General features: G+C 51.9%; 17 protein-coding genes. 8 read left to right on the forward strand and 9 right to left on the reverse strand.

What is annotated here, in order from left to right:
- The first annotated feature begins 34 nt into the window (after positions 1 to 34).
- Positions 35 to 721 (forward strand): CPBP family intramembrane glutamic endopeptidase, encoded by a 687-nt coding sequence (locus tag OGY18_RS07675; protein ID WP_003832885.1) that lies wholly within the window; start codon positions 35 to 37, stop codon positions 719 to 721.
- 33 nt (positions 722 to 754) lie between these two features.
- On the opposite strand, the gene ynfM is transcribed toward OGY18_RS07675, so the two are convergent.
- Complete coding sequence (gene ynfM, locus OGY18_RS07680) at positions 755 to 2,008, reverse strand: multidrug efflux MFS transporter YnfM/SxtP(Kp) (RefSeq protein WP_003832886.1); 1,254 nt, start codon at positions 2,006 to 2,008, stop codon at positions 755 to 757.
- A 107-nt stretch (positions 2,009 to 2,115) separates the two neighbouring features.
- Between ynfM and ynfL the strand changes: the two genes are divergently transcribed.
- The 3 genes from ynfL (at position 2,116) to bioD (ending at position 5,185) form a co-directional block, all read left to right on the forward strand.
- Entirely contained in the window at positions 2,116 to 3,015 is a 900-nt protein-coding gene (gene ynfL / locus OGY18_RS07685) for a multidrug efflux transcriptional activator YnfL/SxtR(Kp) (RefSeq protein ID WP_003832887.1), read from the forward strand.
- Positions 3,016 to 3,143: 128 nt separating this feature from the next.
- Positions 3,144 to 4,364 (forward strand): sugar metabolism global transcriptional regulator Mlc, encoded by a 1,221-nt coding sequence (gene mlc / locus OGY18_RS07690; RefSeq protein WP_003832888.1) that lies wholly within the window; start codon positions 3,144 to 3,146, stop codon positions 4,362 to 4,364.
- 125 nt (positions 4,365 to 4,489) lie between these two features.
- Positions 4,490 to 5,185, forward strand: a complete 696-nt coding sequence (gene bioD / locus OGY18_RS07695) for a dethiobiotin synthase (protein ID WP_020996409.1) — start codon at positions 4,490 to 4,492, stop codon at positions 5,183 to 5,185.
- Here the strand turns inward: bioD and clcB are convergent.
- The 6 genes from clcB to OGY18_RS07725 form a co-directional block, all read right to left on the reverse strand.
- Positions 5,141 to 6,430 (reverse strand): voltage-gated ClC-type chloride channel ClcB, encoded by a 1,290-nt coding sequence (clcB, locus tag OGY18_RS07700; RefSeq protein ID WP_286552468.1) that lies wholly within the window; start codon positions 6,428 to 6,430, stop codon positions 5,141 to 5,143. The two genes, bioD and clcB, sit on opposite strands and share 45 nt — an antisense overlap.
- A gap of 122 nt (positions 6,431 to 6,552) precedes the next feature.
- Positions 6,553 to 7,167, reverse strand: a complete 615-nt coding sequence (dmsD, locus tag OGY18_RS07705) for a Tat proofreading chaperone DmsD (protein ID WP_286552470.1) — start codon at positions 7,165 to 7,167, stop codon at positions 6,553 to 6,555.
- 42 nt (positions 7,168 to 7,209) lie between these two features.
- Complete coding sequence (locus OGY18_RS07710) at positions 7,210 to 8,064, reverse strand: dimethyl sulfoxide reductase anchor subunit family protein (RefSeq protein ID WP_198579175.1); 855 nt, start codon at positions 8,062 to 8,064, stop codon at positions 7,210 to 7,212.
- Position 8,065: 1 nt separating this feature from the next.
- Complete coding sequence (locus OGY18_RS07715; RefSeq protein WP_003832893.1) at positions 8,066 to 8,683, reverse strand: DMSO/selenate family reductase complex B subunit; 618 nt, start codon at positions 8,681 to 8,683, stop codon at positions 8,066 to 8,068.
- Between the two features lie 10 nt (positions 8,684 to 8,693).
- A complete protein-coding gene (gene ynfE, locus OGY18_RS07720) occupies positions 8,694 to 11,135 on the reverse strand; it encodes a selenate/tellurate reductase subunit YnfE (protein WP_149280923.1) in 2,442 nt (813 codons plus the stop codon).
- Between the two features lie 148 nt (positions 11,136 to 11,283).
- A complete protein-coding gene (locus tag OGY18_RS07725) occupies positions 11,284 to 11,592 on the reverse strand; it encodes a DUF1161 domain-containing protein (protein ID WP_122973942.1) in 309 nt (102 codons plus the stop codon).
- Between the two features lie 102 nt (positions 11,593 to 11,694).
- Here OGY18_RS07725 and OGY18_RS07730 point away from each other — a divergent pair, with 102 nt between their 5' ends.
- Positions 11,695 to 12,405 carry a YnfC family lipoprotein gene (locus tag OGY18_RS07730; protein WP_286552473.1) on the forward strand — a complete coding sequence of 237 codons (711 nt, stop codon included), beginning with the start codon at positions 11,695 to 11,697 and terminating at the stop codon, positions 12,403 to 12,405.
- 6 nt (positions 12,406 to 12,411) lie between these two features.
- On the opposite strand, the gene speG is transcribed toward OGY18_RS07730, so the two are convergent.
- Positions 12,412 to 12,972 (reverse strand): spermidine N1-acetyltransferase, encoded by a 561-nt coding sequence (speG, locus tag OGY18_RS07735; protein ID WP_003832900.1) that lies wholly within the window; start codon positions 12,970 to 12,972, stop codon positions 12,412 to 12,414.
- A gap of 35 nt (positions 12,973 to 13,007) precedes the next feature.
- Complete coding sequence (locus tag OGY18_RS07740) at positions 13,008 to 13,349, reverse strand: DUF1283 family protein (protein WP_003032382.1); 342 nt, start codon at positions 13,347 to 13,349, stop codon at positions 13,008 to 13,010.
- Positions 13,350 to 13,502: 153 nt separating this feature from the next.
- Between OGY18_RS07740 and OGY18_RS07745 the strand changes: the two genes are divergently transcribed.
- The 3 genes from OGY18_RS07745 to OGY18_RS07755 all read left to right on the forward strand — a co-directional run bounded on the left by OGY18_RS07745 (position 13,503) and on the right by OGY18_RS07755 (position 16,184).
- Positions 13,503 to 13,829, forward strand: coding sequence for a YnfA family protein (locus tag OGY18_RS07745; protein ID WP_286552475.1), 327 nt, complete (start codon positions 13,503 to 13,505; stop codon positions 13,827 to 13,829).
- A 107-nt stretch (positions 13,830 to 13,936) separates the two neighbouring features.
- A complete protein-coding gene (gene rspA / locus OGY18_RS07750) occupies positions 13,937 to 15,151 on the forward strand; it encodes a starvation-sensing protein RspA (protein ID WP_003832907.1) in 1,215 nt (404 codons plus the stop codon).
- Between the two features lie 13 nt (positions 15,152 to 15,164).
- Positions 15,165 to 16,184: a Zn-dependent oxidoreductase gene (locus tag OGY18_RS07755; RefSeq protein ID WP_286552478.1), complete on the forward strand. Its 1,020-nt coding sequence runs from the start codon at positions 15,165 to 15,167 to the stop codon at positions 16,182 to 16,184.
- Positions 16,185 to 16,186 lie beyond the last annotated feature (2 nt).

A 16,186-nucleotide genomic window follows, 5' to 3' on the forward strand; every position in this document is an offset into this window, starting at 1 on the left:
ATCAACTTATCTTCGATGAGCGCAAGGAGATCGTATGTCACAGGATGCCGACAACCTGTATATCGCCAGGACCAAAGCAGTTGCTGGCTGCTTTTCAATGTTTTTACTGATGTTTGGCCTCACGTTTACCCCGTTGTTTTTCCCCGCGAGTCAGGACCTGCTTGCCAAAGGGTTACTTTTTCCGCTGCTGTTTGCGCTGGAATTTGTTGTGCTGGTTCCGCTGTATTATTTCTTCTTTAGAAAAAGAGAGGGACTGGGCAAAGGCATTTTCAACGCCAGGTGGTTTGCCATTTTGTTCGCGGCGCTGCTGTTTATTCAGCTTATCCTGCCATTGATTTTGGGTCTCAGACAAACTGAAGCGTGGGTGACCAGCCAAATATCCTTAAGTAGTTATGCGTTGTGGTTATCTACGTTGACCCTGATATTTATCGCGCCAGTTTATGAAGAAATTGTTTTCAGAGGCTGTTTATTCAACGCGTTCCAGTACTGGTTCAATAATAAAACCTGGCTGTCGTCAGTGGTGGTATCGGTCATTTTTGCCATCATGCATACGCAGTATGTGGATCTACGCACGTTGCTGATGTTGTTTCTTGTGTCGCAGGTGTTGATCCTGGCCAGACTGAAAAGCAACGGTCTGTTGATGCCAATTTTGCTGCATATAGTGATGAACGGGACGGTTGTTGCTCTGCAGATGGCGGCTCAGACGTTACAGCCAGGGTGATGAAGGTGATGCCCGGAACCCGGGCATCGTGGATTATACGTGCAGACGATGGTGCAAACGCGCACCGACCAGCAACGCCAACACCAGCATCAGGGCGATAAATCCGCCCACACCGTTCCAGCCATAGCTGTGCCAGAACACACCGCCCAGCGTACCGGCAATACTGGATCCGAGATAATAGCTGAACAGATACAGGGAAGAAGCCTGGCCTTTAGCGCGTTTTGCTCGTGGTCCAATCCAACTGCTTGCTACGGAGTGCGCGGCAAAGAACCCGGCTGAAAAGAGCAGCATCCCGGCGAAGATCAGCCATAGCGATGTGAACAGGGTCATCAAAAGTCCAACCAGCATCACGCCTGTTGAAAAGAGCATTACCGGGCCACGGCCATAACGAGTGGTCATAGAACCCGCCTTTGGCGAACTCCAGGTCCCGGTCAGATACGCCACAGATAACAAACCTACAACCGCCTGGCTGAGCTCCCACGGGGAGAGCATCAGGCGGTAGCCGATGTAATTAAACAGCGTGACAAACGACCCCATCAACAAAAAACCTTCCGCAAACAGCAGCGGCAAACCTTTGTCGCGCCAGTGCAGGCGGAAGTTGATAAACAACGTTTTCGGGCGCAGCGACGTAGGTCTGAAATGACGGGATTCCGGTAAGATTTTCCAGAACATCAGTGCAGAGGCAAGGGCAAAACAGCCGATCGCCGCCAGCGCGATACGCCAGTTAAAAAAGTCGGTAAACACGCCGCTGATCAAGCGACCACTCATACCGCCAATCGAGTTACCGCTGATATACAGGCCCATTGAGAAGGCGACGAAACTGGGATGAATTTCTTCACTCAGATAGGTCATCCCTACCGCCGCGACGCCGCTCAGTGAAAGTCCTATCAGCGCCCGCATGATTAAAATACCGTGCCAGCTGGTCATCATCGTTGAAAGCAGCGTACAACAAGAGGCGAGCAGCAGCGCGGTAACCATCACCGGCTTGCGGCCAATAGCATCTGAAAGTGGGCCGGTAAACAGCAACCCTATCGCCAGCATCGCCGTTGAGATGGAAAGCGAAATACTGCTGCTGGCGGGAGATACCCCAAACTCGTGCGAAAGCACTGGCAGTATGGGTTGTACGCAATAGAGGAGGGCAAAAGTCGCCAGCCCGGCGGAAAACAGCGCCAGCGTGACGCGCATAAATGGGGATGTTCCGCGTTTGATAAAACCATCCGGCGGGGTAACTATCTGTTCATCAACATCGCTTGTTGGCGCGGTATCGACAGTTGTTGTACGGCTCACTTGAAATCCTTGCTCATTCAATTACGTCTACAGGACCAGCCATAAGAGTATGAAAATCACAATATTCTGTCTAATATATTAATAATCTCAAATAATATTTTAAAAATATGAATATCGAACTGCGTCATTTACGTTACTTTGTGGCCGTTGCCGAAGAGCTGCATTTTGGTCGGGCGGCGGCGCGGTTAAACATTTCGCAACCGCCGCTAAGCCAGCAGATCCAGATCCTTGAACAGCAGGTTGGCGCCCGGTTACTTGCCCGAACTAACCGTAGCGTGGCGCTGACCTCTGCCGGAAAGCAGTTTCTGGCGGACAGTCGGCAGATCCTCGGGCTGGTTAATGAAGCCGCCGCCAGAGCTGAGCGTTTGCATCTGGGAGAAGCAGGGGAATTGCGTATTGGCTTTACGTCGTCCGCGCCGTTTATCAAAGCGGTTTCAGATACGTTATCTCTGTTTCGCCAAAGCTACCCGGCAGTGCATATGCAAACCCGCGAAATGAACACACGTGAGCAAATTGCCCCGCTTAATGAAGGAACGCTGGATTTGGGACTTCTGCGCAATACGCAGCTACCGGATACGCTGGAGCGTGAAATCATTCTGCATGAACCACTGATGGCAATGATCCCACGTGCGCATCCGTTGGCGCAAAAACCCGTGGTTACGTTGGCCGAACTGGCGAATGAGCCATTTGTCTTTTTTGACCCCCATGTGGGGACAGGGTTGTATGACGATATTCTGGGCCTGATGCGTCGCTATGGACTGAAACCGACGATTGCGCAGGAGGTTGGCGAGGCGATGACTATCATTGGGCTGGTGGCCGCAGGATTAGGGGTTTCTATACTTCCTGCTTCTTTTAAACGGGTGCAGCTGTATGAAATGTGTTGGATCCCGATAGCGGAAGAAGATGCTGTCTCGGAAATGTGGTTAGTGTGGCCAAAGCATCATGAGCAAAGTCACGCCGCGCAACGCTTTCGTGAGCAGTTGCTGGCGGCCGTTCAGGGCGGTTAATTTAGTTTAAAAATGGGCGAAAATGTGCAGTAAATCACAAGGCTAAGTAAAAAGTTGACGGAAGCCATTGAAGTGCTTCACCATAGCCCGCAGATTATTTCGGAGCGCGAAAATAAAGGGAGTAAGTGGTGGTTGCTGATAGTCAGCCTGGGCATATCGATCAAATTAAGCAGACCAATGCGGGCGCGGTTTATCGCCTGATTGATCAGCTGGGTCCGGTATCGCGTATTGATCTCTCTCGCCTGGCACAATTGGCGCCTGCCAGCATTACCAAAATTGTCCGCGAAATGCTCGAAGCGCATCTGGTGCAAGAGCTGGAAATCAAGGAAGCGGGTAGCCGTGGTCGTCCGGCCGTTGGGCTGGTTGTCGAAACGGAAGCCTGGCACTACTTATCCATTCGTATCAGTCGCGGCGAGATTTTTCTGGCGCTACGCGATCTGAGCAGCAAACTGGTGGTTGAAGATTGTCTTGAAATGGCGCTGGTCAGCGAAACACCGTTGCTGGATCGCGTGATTACGCAGGTCGATCAGTTTTTCATCCGCCACCAGCAAAAGCTGGAGCGCTTAACCTCCATTGCCATCACCTTACCCGGCATTATTGATACTGAAAACGGTATCGTTCATCGCATGCCATTTTATGAAGATGTCAAAGAGATGCCGTTGGGCGAAGCGCTTGAGAACCATACCGGTGTGCCGGTGTATATTCAGCACGATATCAGCGCCTGGACGATGGCCGAGGCGCTTTTTGGCGCATCGCGTGGTGCTCGCGACGTCATTCAGGTGGTGATCGATCATAACGTGGGTGCAGGGGTGATCACTGACGGGCATTTGCTGCATGCAGGCAGCAGTAGCCTGGTGGAGATTGGCCATACGCAGGTCGATCCCTACGGTAAACGCTGCTACTGCGGCAACCATGGTTGTCTGGAAACAATCGCCAGCGTCGACAGCGTGCTCGAATTGGCGCAGGTGCGGCTGAAGCAGTCAATGAGTTCTTCTCTACACGGACAACCATTAACGGTAGACGCGCTGTGTCTGGCGGCCATGCAGGGTGATTTATTGGCGAAAGATATCATTAGCGGCGTCGGGACCCACGTCGGTCGAATTCTTGCCATCATGGTGAATTTGTTCAACCCGCAAAAGATATTGATTGGCTCTCCGCTCAGTAAAGCGGCAGATATCTTGTTCCCAACCATCGCTGACAGCATTCGTCAGCAGGCGCTTCCGGCTTACAGTCAGCATATAGTCGTTGAAAGTACCCAGTTTACCAATCAGGGGACGATGGCAGGGGCGGCACTCGTGAAGGACGCGATGTATAACGGTTCTTTGTTGATTCGTCTATTACAGGGTTAACATTTTTTAACTGTTGTACGAAAAATTGCGCTATCTCAAGCTGATCCTGGTCGTCATACCTTAGACTTTCTCCACTGTTTTATTTTCCTGACTTATATTTTCAAAGCATAACGGTGGAGTTAGTGATGCTGAAGCGTTTCTTTATTACAGGTACAGACACTTCTGTTGGGAAGACCGTGGTTTCCCGCGCATTACTACAAGCGTTAGCGTCAGGGGGTAAAAGCGTTGCAGGTTACAAACCTGTGGCCAAAGGCAGCAAAGAGACGCCCGAAGGTCTGCGCAACAAAGATGCACTGGTACTGCAAAGTGTGTCATCTATCGAGCTGCCCTATGAGGCGATTAACCCAATTGCGTTGAGCGAAGATGAAAGTAGCGTGGCGCATAGTGGTCCGGTCAATTACACCCTGTTATCCAACGGTCTCGCAAGCCTCAGCGAAAAAGTCGATCACGTTGTCGTGGAAGGCACCGGAGGCTGGCGGAGCTTGATGAACGATCTGCGTCCGTTATCGGAGTGGGTGGTGCAGGAACAACTGCCGGTGCTGATGGTAGTGGGTATCCAGGAAGGCTGTATTAATCATGCGATCCTCACCGCGCAGGCGATAGCCAGCGACGGACTGCCGTTGATTGGCTGGGTTGCGAATCGCATTAATCCTGGGCTGGCGCATTATGCGGAAATCATTGATGTGCTGGGTAAAAAATTACCTGCACCGCTGATCGGTGAACTGCCTTATCTGCCTCGTGCAGAGCAGCGTGAACTGTCGCAGTACATCCGCCTGTCAATGCTCGGCAGCGTTCTGTCGGTAGATAGAGTCGTGGCGTAACGTACGCGACAGCACCGACGCCAGGACACAGGCAATCAGTAATCCGGGGAGTAGGCGATACTCCCCGGTCATTTCACAAACCATCAACGTCGACATTATTGGTGCATGCGTGGTAGCCGCCAGCAGCGTGGCCATCCCCGTTAATCCCAGCAAAATGGCAATTTCATCCGAGCCTGGAAGCCATAATCCCCATACCTGACCCAGCAACATGCCCACCGACAAGCCGACAAACAGCGTTGGCGTAAACACGCCACCTGGCGCACCGGATCCACTGCTGGCAAGCACCGCCAGTAATTTGCAGATAAAAATCCCGCTAACCACGGCCAGCAGCGGTGGTGAAAGTAAATATGACTGCACCACGCTGTAGCCATTACCCCAGACCGCTGGCGTGAGCAATGAAAGCAGGCCAACGATCAGCCCGCCAAGCGCCAGTTGCCACGGCGGCGAGAGTTTTAAGCGCAAAAATACATTATGGCTGGCAGTCATCAACCACATGAAGAGCGGTCCGCAGATGCCAGCAGCCAGACCGGTGCTGACAATCATAACGTATTCCAGAGCATGTAATTCCCGCGACAGGTGCACGGTATACAGCAGCGCATTGCTGTCGCTAAGCAGATTGGTGGTGAGTAATGCGACTACGGCGGATACCACTACCGGTCCCAGTGAGGCGAGGATCAGCGTGCCAAACAATACTTCGGCAATAAATAAACTGCCCGCCAGCGGGGCATGATAGGCTCCAGCCATACCTGCAGCGGCGCCGCAGGCAATCCATAACTTCCATTCTGTACGCGGGGTAAAGCGTTGAGCAAAGCAGGAGGCCGCCAGGGCCGCCAGTAAAATCATGGCACCTTCACGTCCGATGGCACTCCCGCTAGCGACGACCAGTAACGAGGCCAGCGATTTCACCAGGCTTGCACTGACGTCAAATTGCCCGTCGGTTTGCAGGGCTTCCATATAATCAGTGGGAGCCTGTGGACGTAAACGGTTAAATTTTTGCCAGCCCCACAGTAGTAATCCCGCTGCCAGACCGCCGAGCGCAGGTGTCAGCATACGCCTTAAAGGCGAAAGGTTTGTCGCTGCGTTGACCAGACTCCCCATGTTGTTGCTCAGAAACAACCATTCGAGAAGCAGCATGGCATGACGAAATCCTGCGACGGCCAGCGCAGCAAGGACGCCAATCAACGCGGCGATCAGCAGGCGGCGGAACATGGCACGCAGGTCAGGGTAAGCATGTAAATGATGCATGAGTGGCCAGACTGGAAAATTCAGACGCTCTATTTTGCGGCTATTAGGCAACAGAAGCAAAAGCTCAGCGTGCGCAACAGGATGATGCACCACAGGCAGGACAATTCCTGCCTGTGACGAAATTAACGGAACAAAGGCTTATCGGCTACCGGGATCAGTAACTGTGATTGCCACTGTGCCAGCGTCAGACGCGCCAGCTCACCCAGCGCCTGGTAGAACGGGTGGTCGGCTTTTTCGATAAACACATTAAGGAAGCGCGATGACCATGGGAGCAGATGCCAGGCCAGCAGTTGCTCGCACTCGGTGTGGCGTTCGTTCTCAGCAAGCCAGGCCGTTAGCAACAGCAGTGAACCAAAGTGATCTTCTGGCTCATTTTGCTGCATCGCAAACTGGATGCCGTTGTCCCGCATCCACTGACGCAAAGCCAGCGTGGAGTCGCCAAACAACACGTTTTCACGATCCAGCCAGACGGATCCCCAGGGCGGAGAAGGGAGCGCATAGGGGCCAACAAACAGACGTTGCCAGGCCTGTGAGAGAGACTCATCGGCCTCAGCCTGAAACTGTGCGACCAACGGCGAGAGCGTTGTCTTTTCAAGCGGCCACTGCGCCTGCCAGCCATCGGTTCTTAACGCACTGACCAGTGCCGAAGCTTCGGCACTGTCTGGGGCATAGTAAAACAGCGCGCCGAGCACACGCGCTGCAGTAGAAAAGTTGTCTCGTTGTGAAAAATGGGTCATGCAAACAATCCTGAACAGTGCGGGTTGCCCCGCACCCGAAAGTTAACCTGCGACAGTCATTCCGACTGTCATATGTAAACCGTAAAACAATCCGCGGCCAATGATTTCACCGACAAGCACCAGAATTAATCCGAGTGCCAACCCGCCAACGGACGGTCCTTTGCAACGGATCAACGGACATATCCAGCAACCCAGACCCGCAGCCAGCAGCAGGACTCGCCAGACCTGTAAACTGCCGTAGTCGGGAACCAGCGCGCTGGCGGATTGTACCGAACTGTGGATCTCGCCGAGTGATAGTCCCTGCAGCACAATAACCGCCACGGTCACCAGCAGGGCCAGCACGCTGATACCGGCGAATCTGGCGGCGTTAAAAGAAACACCTGCAGCACGCAGCAGCAGAGCGGCAAAAAGCGGTCCACTGAGCAGCATCGTCATGAAAAATGCCAGTGTAGTATAGCCGTTATACCAGGTTGGGACGGTGTCTATCTGGTAGACGTTGGTCATCGCAAAGACAAATACCAGGCCCAGCAGCATGCTCAACAGCAGCCAGATTTTACCTAACGCTGCGGGCATTTTACCGAGAAACGCCACCAGCCACCACAAGCCCCCGACGGCGAAAAACAGTGAACCACCGGCGATTTCGTTACTCAGCGCCGATGCGCCAATTCTGTTCAGTGAGTTAAACGCGCGCAGCGGCGAACCTAGATGCATGACCGAGGCGAGAAAGGCGATGCCCATCACCAGCCAGAGAAAAAACATACTGCGAACGATACGTCGTTTTACCAGCCCATCCTTAGCGGTCAGCCAGCCGTAACCACTTACGATCAGCGCCCCGGCTACGCACTGTCCCAGCACAGTGAACAGTACCAGCGGCCATTCATGCCATCCATTTCCCATTTTACACCTCTTTTGGATTAGCCAGAAAACCCGTGGTATCCCCGGTCGGGCGGCAATTGGCGTTTGGTTTGATCACAATACTCGGTTTGGTGAAGTGCGCACCCGGCAGCGGGGCGACGGCAGCCAGTTCACCATGTTTTTTGCGCAGTTCGTCGATGGGGCCAAAATCCAGCGCACGCAGCGGACAGGACTCGACGCAGATGGGCTTTTTGCCGTCTGCCGCGCGTTCATGGCAGCCATCACACTTGGTCATATGTCCTTTCGCAGCATTGTACTGTGGCGCACCGTACGGGCAGGCCATATGACAGTAGCGACAGCCAATGCACACGTCTTCATCGACCACCACAAAACCATCCTCACGCTTATGCATCGCACCACTTGGACAAACCTTGGTGCAGGCCGGATCCTCGCAGTGGTTACAGGAGATAGAGAGATAATAGGCAAATACGTTCTGGTGCCAGACGCCGTTGTCTTCCTGCCAGTCACCACCTGCGTATTCGTAAATCCGCCGGAAACTGACGTCAGGAGTGAGGTCTTTGTAGTCTTTGCAGGCCAGTTCGCAGGTTTTGCACCCGGTGCAACGACTGGAATCAATAAAAAATCCATACTGAGTTGTCATGGGTTAGTCCTTAAACCTTCTCGATCTCGACCAGATTAGTGTGCTGTGGGTTGCCTTTGGCCAGCGGTGAAGGGCGCTGTGTTGTCAGCGTATTGACGCAGGCGCCATGGTCAATTTTGTCGCCGGCCATATCGGCATCGTGCCATGCACCCTGGCCCATTGCGCTGACGCCAGGCAGGATCCGTGGCGTCACTTTGGCCGGAATACGTACTTCCCCGCGGTCGTTAAAGACCCGCACCATATCGCCATTTGCAATACCACGCTTTTGGGCATCGACGGGATTGATCCACACTTCCTGACGACAGGACGCCTGCAGAACATCGATATTGCCGTAGCTGGAGTGCGTACGGGATTTGTAATGAAAGCCAAACAACTGCAGCGGAAATGCGCTGCGTTTGGGATCGTCCCACCCTTCAAACGTGGAGGCGTAGACGGGAAGCGGGCTAATTACTTCATCCTTCTGCAACTCCCAGGTGTTGGCAATTTTCGCCAGTCGGCTGGAGTAAATTTCAATCTTTCCAGACGGTGTTTTGAGTGGATTGGCCTGCGGATCGTCGCGGAATTTTTTATAAGCGACAAAATGCCCGTTAGGATCTTTGCGTTTATAGATCCCCATTTTTTTCAGCTCGTCATAAGAAGGGAGCGCGGGGTCCTTGGCCAGCATTTTTGCATACAGATACTGGAGCCACTGTTCCTGAGTACGGCCTTCCGTAAACCGTTGGTAGATATCATTGCCAAGGCGTTTGGCGACTTCGCTCATTATCCAGTAGATCGGTTTGCGCTCGAATTTCGGTGACGTCGCGGGTTGAATAAAAATGAGGTACCCCATGTTGCCCGCATAGTCGTTAGGAATAATGTCTTCCTGTTCGACGGTCATTAGGTCCGGCAGCAGAATATCGGCATATTTCGCCGAGGAAGTCATGAAGTTTTCGATGACCACTATCATTTCGCATTTTGTGTCGTCCTGAAGGATCTCATGCGTTTTATTGATATCTGAATGCTGATTAGTAATGGTGTTGCCCGCGTAGTTCCAGATAAATTTAATCGGTACATCAAGCTTATCTTTACCGCGCACGCCATCGCGGGTTGCGGTCATTTCCGGACCCCGGGCGATGGCGTCGGTCCAGCTAAAGCAGGATATCTGGGTCTTGATGGGATTATCCGGCAGCGGCATACGTTCAATCGTGATGGTGTAGGTTGATTCTCGCGCACCGCTATTGCCGCCGTTGATACCAACGTTGCCGGTCAGGATTGGCAGCATTGCGATCGCGCGCGAAGTCAGTTCGCCGTTAGCCTGACGTTGTGGACCCCAACCCTGACAAATATACGCCGGTTTTGTACTACCGATTTCCCGTGCCAGTTTAATGATGCGCTCGGCCGGGATCCCTGTGACATGCGAGGCCCATTGGGGCGTTTTAGCGACACCGTCATCGCCATTGCCAAGTATATAGGCCTTGTAATGTCCGTTAGCGGGAGCGTCAGCGGGTAGGGTTTTCTCGTCATAACCGACGCAATATGTGTCGAGGAACGCCTGGTCGACGAGATCTTCGTTAATCAGGACCCAGGCGATTCCCGCCACCAGTGCGGCATCGGTTCCCGGACGGATGGGGATCCACTCATCTTCACGACCCGCAGCGGTATCGGTATAACGCGGGTCGATGACGATCATGCGGGCGTTAGAACGCTCCCGGGCCTGCTCAAGGAAGTATGTTATGCCACCGCCGCTCATGCGCGTTTCGGCAGGGTTATTGCCGAACATCACCACCAGCTTCGTGTTTTCAATGTCGGATGTACTGTTGCCGTCATTTGAGCCGTAGGTGTAAGGCATTGCCGCCGCGATTTGTGCGGTACTGTATGTGCCGTAATGGCTCAGGAATCCGCCATAGCAGTTCATCAGGCGAGCGACCAGCGAGGCATAAGGGGAGGAGCGAGTAATATTGCCGCCGACAATGCCAGAGGTGTAGTTGATATACACGGCCTCATTACCGTATTTCTGTACGGTATTTTTTAAACTGGTGCTGATGGTATCCAGTGCTTCCTGCCAGGTTATGCGTTCGAATTTACCCTCACCGCGTTTGCCCACGCGCTTCATAGGATAATTGAGGCGATCCGGATGATTGATCCGTCGACGGATTGAGCGTCCACGCAAACAGGCGCGCACCTGGTGCTGACCATAAATATCGTCTCCGGTCGTATCAGACTCCACCCATACGACTTCGTCATCTTTGACGTGGAGTTGCAGGGCACAACGACTTCCGCAGTTCACGGAACAAGCACCCCAAACCACTTTCTCTTCAGCCGGTTGTATCGCCTGTTGTACCGCAGCAGCAGCTGCGGTGCGCATCCCAAAAGGTAACGATAACCCGCCAGCGGCAAGCGCCAACGAACCTATAGCCGAGGATTTCACTAACATCCTGCGGCTAATACCTCCATATTGCTCAGTATCAGACATAACTCACTCCATTATAGTTATCGCTATATATTAATCTCTATAGCGAAATTAATAGCATGCTAATAATAGAGTGAGTTTACCCATTTATGAGTATGGCATTTTAATGCATATCAAACTGGAGTAACCCTCCGCGTACGGAGGGTATGATTTATTGCGGTTCGGCGACGTGCCCGTCCTGTGCAGGCGAGCTGTTGGCAGGGGCGTTTCCACTGTTAGTCCGGGTGTAGAGAATTTTGTGCGTATCGTTTGCACAATGTCCTACCACCAGTGAATCAGGTTGATCGGCCTGATCGTTGGGGACAATGTTCAGCGTAAAGCTGGACTCTGCGACGCCATTATTGATGATGCGCTGCTCGATATCGCTTTTCACGCGTTCACATGACGCAGGTGCCGCCAGAACCTGTGGGGATGCAACTGCCAGTAAGATCGTGGCAATTCCTGTTACGTATTTCATCATCAGCTCCTTTATGATCGACATAGACTAAGATTAGCATTTCTGGTGTAAATAACTGTATTTGCTAATATGATTGAGAATTATCTTCTTATCCCGGTGAAAAATGTGAAGAAACAGACCCTGTTAGGTTTCCTGTGTGTCGTGCTGGTTGGGTGTGATAATGCCAAAGGGCTGGTTTCCTTTACGCCGGAAATGGCCAGTTTTTCCAATGAATTTGATTTCGATCCGCTGCGCGGGCCGGTGAAAGATTTCAGTCAGACGCTGCTCAACGACAAAGGTGAGGTCACCAAGCGCGTCGCTGGTACCCTGTCACAGGAAGGGTGTTTCGATACACTTGAACTGCACGATATCGAAAACAATACCGGTATGGCGCTGGTCCTGGATGCTAACTACTATCGGGATGCCGAAACGCTGGAAAAACGGATCCGTTTACAGGGCAAATGCCAACTGGCGGAACTGCCTGCTGCAGGTGTGGTGTGGGATACCGACGATAACGGTTTTGTCGTTTCTGCAACGGGGAAAGAGATGAAGGTGCAGTATCGATATGATGCCGAAGGCTACCCGCTGGGTAAAACAACCGTCAGTAAGGACAATACCTTACAGGTTGATGCCAAACCGTCGGTCGACCCGTTGAAGAAGCTGGATTACACCGCGGTGAGCCTGCTCAACAATCATCCGTTAGGCAATGTCAAACAAACGTGCAAATACGATGAATACGCAAATCCGATCAACTGCCAGCTCGTTATCGTTGACGAGAGCGTGAAGCCGGCAGTTGAACATCATTACTCGATTGAAAACACTATCGATTACTACTAATCGCCTTTACTGAGCGGTAGGTTGCAACAGGTTAGGGCCTGCCGTTTTGTGTTCTGCCAGATACTGCTGCTGGAAGATGCACATGCGGATAGTGTTGCGGTATTGGCCGTTGATAAAGAATTCATGAATCAGCTCGCCTTCCACCATAAAACCGAGTTTACGGTAAATGTGGATAGCCTTTTCGTTCTCTTTATCGACGATCAGATACAACTTATAGAGGTTGAGCACGGTAAAGCCGTAATCCATCGCAAGCTTAGCCGCCCGTGAGGCCAGACCCTTCCCCTGATATTCCGGCGAAATAATGATCTGAAATTCGGCCCGGCGGTGCACATGGTTAATTTCAACCAGCTCCACCAGCCCGGCTTTTTCACCGTCGCACTCCACCACGAAGCGACGTTCGCTTTGGTCGTGGATATGTTTGTCATACAGGTCTGACAGCTCAACAAACGCTTCGTAAGGTTCTTCAAACCAGTAACGCATTACGCTGGCATTATTATCAAGCTGATGGACGAATCGTAAATCTTCACGCTCCAGCGGGCGCAACTTAACACTGAGGGCGCTAGTCATATCGTATCCTTTCAATATCCTTCAAAGTGCAATGATTATGGGGCAACGGTGCGGCCAGTACGGCGGTCGAGGCAGCGCAGGGTGTTAGGTTCCCAGTATGCATTAATATTAGCGCTCTGCTCGCACTTATCACGGCTATCAAAGGCCGTATCGGCTTTGTCCCATTCTTTCTCTGCACGTTTATTGACTTTCTGGCGAAGCTGGCGCGTATCGTTCCATTGTTCCTTTTCCATTGCGGCTTGTTGACGACTTTGCGCACTGTCTCCGGATTCAATGACCAGTTTACTGGTTTCAGCAAATGCGGAAGAGGTGTACACAGCCGCAGCCAGCGTCAGCATAGCCGTCAGGCACAGGCGTTTGGTCAGTGTAATTTTCATGGTGAATTCCTTTTATGGGAAAGGGTAAAAACGATAAAACAGGGTTAAATTCTACACTATTCCAGTTTGCGGGCATACCCACCCGGTAGATATGGATACGCTAACGAGATTCTGTCGTATCATGGTTAAACCGAAGGTAACTGAATAACATCAATGCTTAAGACCACATTTCTTTTTTTCGTCACCGCGTTATGCGAAATCATTGGCTGCTTTTTACCCTGGCTCTGGCTTAAGCGAGGGGCTCCAGCCTGGTTGCTGATACCCGCCGGGGTGTCACTGGCTTTATTCGTCTGGTTGCTGACGCTGCATCCGGCAGCCAGCGGGCGTGTATACGCAGCCTATGGTGGTGTTTACGTGGTGACCGCGCTGCTATGGCTACGCATTGTCGATGGTGTAAAACTCAGTTTATATGACTGGTCTGGCGCGCTGGTGGCATTGTGCGGCATGTTGATCATTGTGGCTGGATGGGGGCGCGCATAGCGCCTTTTTTGTGATCAAACAGCGTTTTTTTGATCTTTATACTTGTATGGTAGTGGCTCAGTTGAGTAAATTTCCTGCATCACAAGAACAGATGTAGGGAATAAGAAATGAAGATTGTTGGGGCTGAAGTGTTTGTCACCTGTCCTGGGCGTAATTTTGTAACGTTGAAAATTACGACAGAAGATGGGATCACCGGGCTGGGAGATGCCACGTTAAATGGACGCGAGCTGTCCGTGGCGTCGTATCTGAAAGATCACGTGTGTCCGCAGCTTATTGGTCGCGATGCGCATCGTATTGAGGACATCTGGCAGTTTTTCTACAAAGGTGCGTACTGGCGTCGTGGTCCGGTCACTATGTCGGCGATTTCTGCGGTGGATATGGCTCTCTGGGACATCAAAGCGAAAGCGGCGAATATGCCGTTGTACCAGTTGCTCGGCGGTGCTTCTCGTGAAGGGGTTATGGTCTACTGTCACACCACAGGCCATACCGTTGATGACGTACTCGAAGATTATGCGCGTCATAAAGAAATGGGCTTTAAAGCTATTCGCGTGCAGTGCGGCGTGCCGGGTATGAAAACCACTTACGGTATGTCTAAAGGCAAAGGACTGGCCTACGAACCCGCCACCAAAGGGCAATGGCCGGAAGAGCAGTTGTGGTCAACGGAGAAATACCTGGATTTCACACCAAAATTGTTTGCTGCCGTGCGTGACAAGTTTGGTTTCAACGAACATCTCCTGCACGATATGCACCACCGTCTGACGCCAATTGAAGCGGCCCGTTTTGGCAAAAGCATTGAACAGTACCGTTTGTTCTGGATGGAAGACCCAACGCCAGCTGAAAATCAGGAGTGCTTCCGCCTGATCCGCCAGCATACGGTCACGCCGATTGCGGTAGGGGAAGTGTTCAACAGTATCTGGGACTGTAAACAGCTTATTGAAGAACAACTGATCGACTATATCCGCACCACCATCACCCATGCGGGTGGTATCACCGGTATGCGCCGGATTGCCGATTTCGCGTCGCTGTATCAGGTTCGTACCGGTTCACATGGACCTTCCGATCTGTCGCCTGTGTGCATGGCCGCCGCGCTGCATTTTGATCTGTGGGTGCCGAACTTCGGCGTACAGGAATATATGGGCTATTCCGAGCAAATGCTGGAAGTGTTCCCACATAACTGGACCTTTGATAACGGCTATATGCATCCAGGAGACAAACCTGGTCTTGGGATCGAGTTTGACGAAAAACTGGCGGCGAAATATCCGTATGACCCTGCATATCTGCCCGTTGCTCGCCTGGAAGATGGCACGCTGTGGAACTGGTAAGGAGTGATTTGCTATGAAAAGTATCGTAATTGAAAAACCGAATACGCTGATTATCGCCGAACGACCGGTGCCAGAACCTTCAGCAGGTGAGGTGAGGGTAAAAGTGAAACTGGCGGGGATTTGTGGTTCCGACAGTCATATTTATCGCGGTCATAATCCATTTGCACAATACCCGCGCGTGATTGGCCACGAGTTTTATGGCGTGATCGAGGCGGTAGGTGATGGCGTTGACCATTCGCGAATAGGTGAGCGGGTGTCCGTTGATCCGGTCATCAGCTGCGGACATTGTTATCCCTGTTCAATTGGTAAACCTAACGTTTGTACATCGCTGGTGGTGCTGGGCGTGCATCGCGATGGTGGTTTCAGTGAGTACGCTGTTGTGCCAGCGAAAAATGCCTGGACGATCCCCGATACAGTGCCTGATGAGCATGCCGTTATGGTGGAACCTTTCACTATCGCCGCAAACGTGACCGGGCAAATTAAACCAACAGAAAACGATATTGCGTTAATTTATGGCGCAGGGCCTATGGGACTGACCACTGTACAGGCGCTTAAGCGTGTCTATAAGGTCAAAACTGTAGTGATTGCTGACAGAATCGATGAGCGCCTGGCCCTGGCGAAGCAGTGCGGTGCAGACTGGGCAATCAATAATAGTCAGCACTCGTTGCAAGAGTTCCTTGCGGAAAACGGACTAAAACCGACCATTATCGTGGATGCAGCTTGCCACCCATCCATTTTACAGGAGGCAATCACGCTGGCATCGCCGGCCGCGCGAATTGTTCTGATGGGCTTCTCCAGCGATCCTTGTCAGATTATTCAACAAGGCATTACCGGGAAAGAACTGTCCATTTATTCCTCAAGATTAAATGCGAACAAATTCCCGATTGTGATTGATTGGTTGGTCAACGGACTTATCGATCCTAATCAACTTATTACTCACACTTTTGACTATCACCACGTTACCGACGCAATTGAATTGTTTGAGAAAGATCAGCAGCACTGCTGCAAAGTCTTACTTACATTCAGTGAATAATA

Source organism: Citrobacter sp. Cpo142 (assembly GCF_030332425.1).
In the GTDB taxonomy this organism is placed as follows: Bacteria; Pseudomonadota; Gammaproteobacteria; order Enterobacterales; family Enterobacteriaceae; genus Citrobacter; species Citrobacter portucalensis.

Bases quoted from the DNA above. Each gene is read 5' to 3' on its own strand.
- OGY18_RS07675 (WP_003832885.1), top strand. From the start codon at position 35: ATGTCACAGGATGCCGACAACCTGTATATCGCCAGGACCAAAGCAGTT.
- ynfL (WP_003832887.1), top strand. From the start codon at position 2,116: ATGAATATCGAACTGCGTCATTTACGTTACTTTGTGGCCGTTGCCGAA.
- bioD (WP_020996409.1), top strand. From the start codon at position 4,490: ATGCTGAAGCGTTTCTTTATTACAGGTACAGACACTTCTGTTGGGAAG.
- clcB (WP_286552468.1), bottom strand. From the start codon at position 6,430: ATGCATCATTTACATGCTTACCCTGACCTGCGTGCCATGTTCCGCCGC.
- dmsD (WP_286552470.1), bottom strand. From the start codon at position 7,167: ATGACCCATTTTTCACAACGAGACAACTTTTCTACTGCAGCGCGTGTG.
- OGY18_RS07710 (WP_198579175.1), bottom strand. From the start codon at position 8,064: ATGGGAAATGGATGGCATGAATGGCCGCTGGTACTGTTCACTGTGCTG.
- OGY18_RS07715 (WP_003832893.1), bottom strand. From the start codon at position 8,683: ATGACAACTCAGTATGGATTTTTTATTGATTCCAGTCGTTGCACCGGG.
- ynfE (WP_149280923.1), bottom strand. From the start codon at position 11,135: ATGTCTGATACTGAGCAATATGGAGGTATTAGCCGCAGGATGTTAGTG.
- OGY18_RS07725 (WP_122973942.1), bottom strand. From the start codon at position 11,592: ATGATGAAATACGTAACAGGAATTGCCACGATCTTACTGGCAGTTGCA.
- speG (WP_003832900.1), bottom strand. From the start codon at position 12,972: ATGACTAGCGCCCTCAGTGTTAAGTTGCGCCCGCTGGAGCGTGAAGAT.
- OGY18_RS07740 (WP_003032382.1), bottom strand. From the start codon at position 13,349: ATGAAAATTACACTGACCAAACGCCTGTGCCTGACGGCTATGCTGACG.
- OGY18_RS07745 (WP_286552475.1), top strand. From the start codon at position 13,503: ATGCTTAAGACCACATTTCTTTTTTTCGTCACCGCGTTATGCGAAATC.
- rspA (WP_003832907.1), top strand. From the start codon at position 13,937: ATGAAGATTGTTGGGGCTGAAGTGTTTGTCACCTGTCCTGGGCGTAAT.
- OGY18_RS07755 (WP_286552478.1), top strand. From the start codon at position 15,165: ATGAAAAGTATCGTAATTGAAAAACCGAATACGCTGATTATCGCCGAA.